Source organism: Azospirillum sp. B506, from assembly GCF_000333595.1.
In the GTDB taxonomy this organism is placed as follows: domain Bacteria; phylum Pseudomonadota; class Alphaproteobacteria; order Azospirillales; family Azospirillaceae; genus Azospirillum.
Genome location: NZ_BADK01000739.1, coordinates 1 through 3,809 on the forward strand (window position 1 = coordinate 1; position 3,809 = coordinate 3,809).

3 protein-coding genes and 1 pseudogene are annotated in these 3,809 nt (G+C 68.5%); 3 read left to right on the forward strand and 1 reads right to left on the reverse strand.

The features are described from left to right. The first annotated feature begins 160 nt into the window (after window positions 1-160). Window positions 161-2,523, forward strand: a pseudogene (locus tag I71_RS22815) (Tex family protein). A gap of 3 nt (window positions 2,524-2,526) precedes the next feature. Here I71_RS22815 and I71_RS22820 read toward each other — a convergent pair. After that, window positions 2,527-3,162 carry a LysE family translocator gene (locus I71_RS22820; protein WP_042698728.1) on the reverse strand — a complete coding sequence of 212 codons (636 nt, stop codon included), beginning with the start codon at window positions 3,160-3,162 and terminating at the stop codon, window positions 2,527-2,529. A 208-nt stretch (window positions 3,163-3,370) separates the two neighbouring features. On the opposite strand from I71_RS22820, the gene I71_RS22825 reads away from it, so the two are divergent. After that, entirely contained in the window at window positions 3,371-3,691 is a 321-nt protein-coding gene (locus tag I71_RS22825; RefSeq protein WP_042695650.1) for a heavy metal-binding domain-containing protein, read from the forward strand. Window positions 3,692-3,700: 9 nt separating this feature from the next. Next, window positions 3,701-3,809 (forward strand): formaldehyde-activating enzyme (locus tag I71_RS36285; protein ID WP_244433999.1); only part of this gene is annotated, 109 nt, incomplete at its 3' end.

Sequence of the window (3,809 nt, forward strand, 5' to 3'; positions counted from 1 at the left end):
TCCCCTACCACTTTATTGCGAAATTCTTGCCGGAAGCGGTCAAGCTCCGGGTTGGCGTGCCCGCTCCCTCTGTCGAAAGGCCGGGGTGGCGTCCCACCGCCCCGACGCGCTATGACAGACGCCCTTTCCTCTCGTCACCAGTCCGCAGGATCCCTGCCTCATGCTGTCCATCAGCCAGCGCATTGCCGACGAACTGTCGGTCCGCGAGTCCCAGGTCGCCTCCGCCATCGCCATGCTCGACGAGGGATCGACCGTTCCCTTCATCGCGCGCTACCGCAAGGAGGCGACCGGCGGCCTGGACGACACCCAGCTCCGCACCCTTGAGGAACGGCTGGGCTATCTGCGGGAGCTGGAGGACCGCCGTGCCAGCATCCTGTCGACCATCCAGGAACAGGGCAAGCTGACGCCCGAACTGGAACGCCAGATCAAACAGGCCGACACCAAGACCCGGCTTGAGGATCTCTACCTCCCCTACAAGCAGAAGCGCCGCACCAAGGCCCAGATCGCCCGCGAAGCCGGGCTGGAGCCGCTGGCCGACGCGCTGCTGGCCGATCCCAGGAAACAGCCGGACGCCGAGGCTGCCGCCTTCGTCAGTGCCGACAAGGGGGTTGCCGACGTCAAGGCGGCGCTGGACGGCGCCCGCCACATCCTGGTGGAGCGCTTCGGCGAGGACGCCGAACTGGTCGGCCGCCTGCGCACCGCCATGGCCGACAAGGGCGTCGTCACCTCCAAGGCGATCGAGGAGAAGAAGGCCGAGGGTGCCAAGTTCTCCGACTATTTCGACTTCTCGGAGAGCTGGTCGAAGCTGCCGTCGCACCGGGCGCTGGCGCTGTTCCGCGGCAGGGCGCAGGGGGTGCTCGACATCGGCCTCGACCTGCCGGTCGAAGAGGGGCGGCCCCATCCCGCGGAGGGCACCATCGCCACCCACACCGGCATCCGCGACCAGGGACGCCCGGCAGACAAATGGCTGTCCGACGTGGTGCGCTGGACCTGGAAGCTGAAGATCGGCCCGCACATCGAGACCGACCTGATGGGATCGTTGCGCGAGCGTGCCGAGGACGAGGCGATCCGCGTCTTCGCCCGCAACCTGCACGATCTGCTGCTGGCCGCCCCGGCCGGTCCGCGCGTCACCATCGGACTCGATCCCGGCATCCGCACCGGCGTGAAGGTGGCGGTGGTCGATGCCACCGGCAAGCTGGTGGAGACGACGACGATCTATCCGCACCCGCCGCGCAATGACTGGGACGGCTCGCTCGCCGTGCTGGCGGCGCTGGCGGCGCGGCACAAGGCGGAACTGATCTCCATCGGCAACGGCACCGCCTCGCGCGAGACCGACAAGCTGGCCGCCGACCTGATGAAGCGCCATCCCGAGCTGTCCCTGACCAAGCTGGTGGTCAGCGAGGCCGGCGCCTCGGTGTACTCCGCCTCGGAAACCGCCGCGCACGAGTTCCCCAACCTGGACGTCAGCCTGCGCGGTGCGGTGTCCATCGCCCGCCGCTTGCAGGATCCGCTGGCCGAGCTGGTGAAGATCGAGCCGAAGTCCATCGGCGTCGGCCAGTACCAGCATGACGTCGCCGGCGGCAAACTGGCGCGGTCGCTGGACGCGGTGGTCGAGGATTGCGTGAACGCGGTCGGCGTCGACCTGAACACCGCCTCGATCCCGCTGCTGACCCGCGTGTCGGGCCTGAACGAGACCATCGCCCGCAACATCGTCGAGCATCGCGACCGCAACGGCGCCTTCCGCTCGCGCAGCAGCTGCTCGACGTGGCGCGGCTGGGGCCGAAGACCTTCGAACAGGCCGCCGGCTTCCTGCGCATCCGCGACGGCGAAAATCCGCTCGACGGCTCCGCCGTCCATCCGGAAGCCTATCCGGTGGTCCAGCGCATCGTGAAGACCACCGGCCGCGACCTCGGCAGCGTCATCGGCGACGCCCGCTTCCTGCGCGGCCTGAACGCCGAGGAGTTCACCGACGAACGCTTTGGCGTTCCGACCGTCGAGGACATCCTCAAGGAGCTGGAGAAGCCCGGCCGCGACCCGCGTCCGGAGTTCAAGACCGCCACCTTCAAAGAAGGCGTGGAGGAGTTGAAGCACCTGCAGCCGGGGATGATGCTGGAGGGCGTGGTGACCAACGTCACCGCCTTCGGCGCCTTCGTCGACATCGGCGTCCACCAGGACGGGCTGGTGCATATTTCCCAACTCGCCAACAGCTTCGTGAAGGATCCCCACACGGTGGTGAAGGCCGGCGACGTGGTGAAGGTGAAGGTGCTGGAGGTGGATATCCCCCGCAAGCGCATCGCGCTCACCATGCGCATGGGCGAGGAAGCCCCGCGTCCGGCCCGCCGGGAAGAACGCCGTGAGGACCGCCGCGATGACCGTGGCCCGGCGCGACAGCCGCAGCAGCAGGATCGCCGCCCCTTGGCGCCTGCGGCCAAGGCTGCGCCGAAGCCGGCCAAGGCGCCGGAGCCGGTCAACAGCGCCTTCGCCGAGGCGTTCGCCCGCGCGCAGTCGGGCAAGAAGAAGTAAGGGTCAGGGAGGGGGCACAGCGTCCGCCATCAGGCGGACGCCGAGTCCGCCGATGGCGGCGGCGGCAACCCGGTCGACCCAGCGCTTGGACCGCAGGTAGGCGGCGCGCGGCCGGCCGGCGGAAAAGGCCGCGGCGACGATGGCGTACCAGCCGGTTTCGATCAGGAAGATCGCCGGCGGCAAGACGACGAACAGCCAGACCGGCGGTTCGGCCGGCATCAGCGCGGCGAAGATGCTGCCATAGACCAGTGCCGTCTTCGGGTTGCTCAACTGTGTCAGCAACCCGAACAGCAGCGGCCGCGACACCCCGGCTGGCGCTGTCTGCCCCTCGTCGGCCACCACGAGAGCGTCTGCCGCCCCGCGCCAGATTCGGATCGCGAGGTACAGCAGATAGGCGCCGCCCACCAGTTTCAGCCCCGCATACATCCAGCCGACCTGCGACAGCAGGGCATGCAGCCCCAGCAGCGCCAGGGATGCGAAGAACACGCCGCCGATCCCCATGCCGAGCGCCGTGGCCAGACCGGCCCGGCGCGACACCGCGATGGAGGTGCGGGCGACCAGCACGAAGCTCGGCCCCGGACTGGCGGCGCCGACAGCGATGGCGCCGACGATGCTGGCGAAGGCAAGTACGGGATCCATGCTCGCTCCCTTCCGGCTTTAAGGCGGAGACGATAGCACAACCGCGTCCTCCCGCGATCGCCAGGCAAAAAATATCCTCGTCCGCGGGAGGACGAGGGAGAAAGGCGCGATCGACTCGAACCCGCAGCGATTTCGCAGTGCAGCCTTGGACTCTGCCGGAGCGGCCCCATCTGTGCGGCATCGAAGCCATCAGCAAGGAGTTGCAGTCATGATCGTCACCAGCACCGAGTCCGTCGAGGGGCGCCAGATCACCCAGTATCTCGGCATCGTCGCCGGCGAGGCGATCATGGGCGTCAACGTGTTCCGCGACCTGTTTTCCTCCGTCCGCGACATCGTCGGCGGCCGGGCGGGCGGCTATCAGGCGGCGCTGCGCGACGCGCGTGAGGCGGCCTTCGCCGACCTGGAGGAGTCGGCCCGCGCGCTGGGCGCCGATGCGGTGGTCGGCGTGGATGTCGATTACGAGGTGCTGGGCAAGGAGAACGGCATGCTGATGGTGTCGGTCAACGGTACGGCCGTGCGTCTCCGCTAAAGACAGCCCCTGCCCACGGATCCGAACCTCGACCGCGCCGATCTCTATCGCACCAACTACGAGGCGACCAAGATCGCCATCGGCCGGGCGATGCGCAACGAACCCACCCTCGACGAGC

Coding starts and splice junctions, on each gene's coding strand:
- I71_RS22820 (WP_042698728.1), bottom strand. CDS start 3,162: ATGGATCCCGTACTTGCCTTCGCCAGCATCGTCGGCGCCATCGCTGTC.
- I71_RS22825 (WP_042695650.1), top strand. CDS start 3,371: ATGATCGTCACCAGCACCGAGTCCGTCGAGGGGCGCCAGATCACCCAG.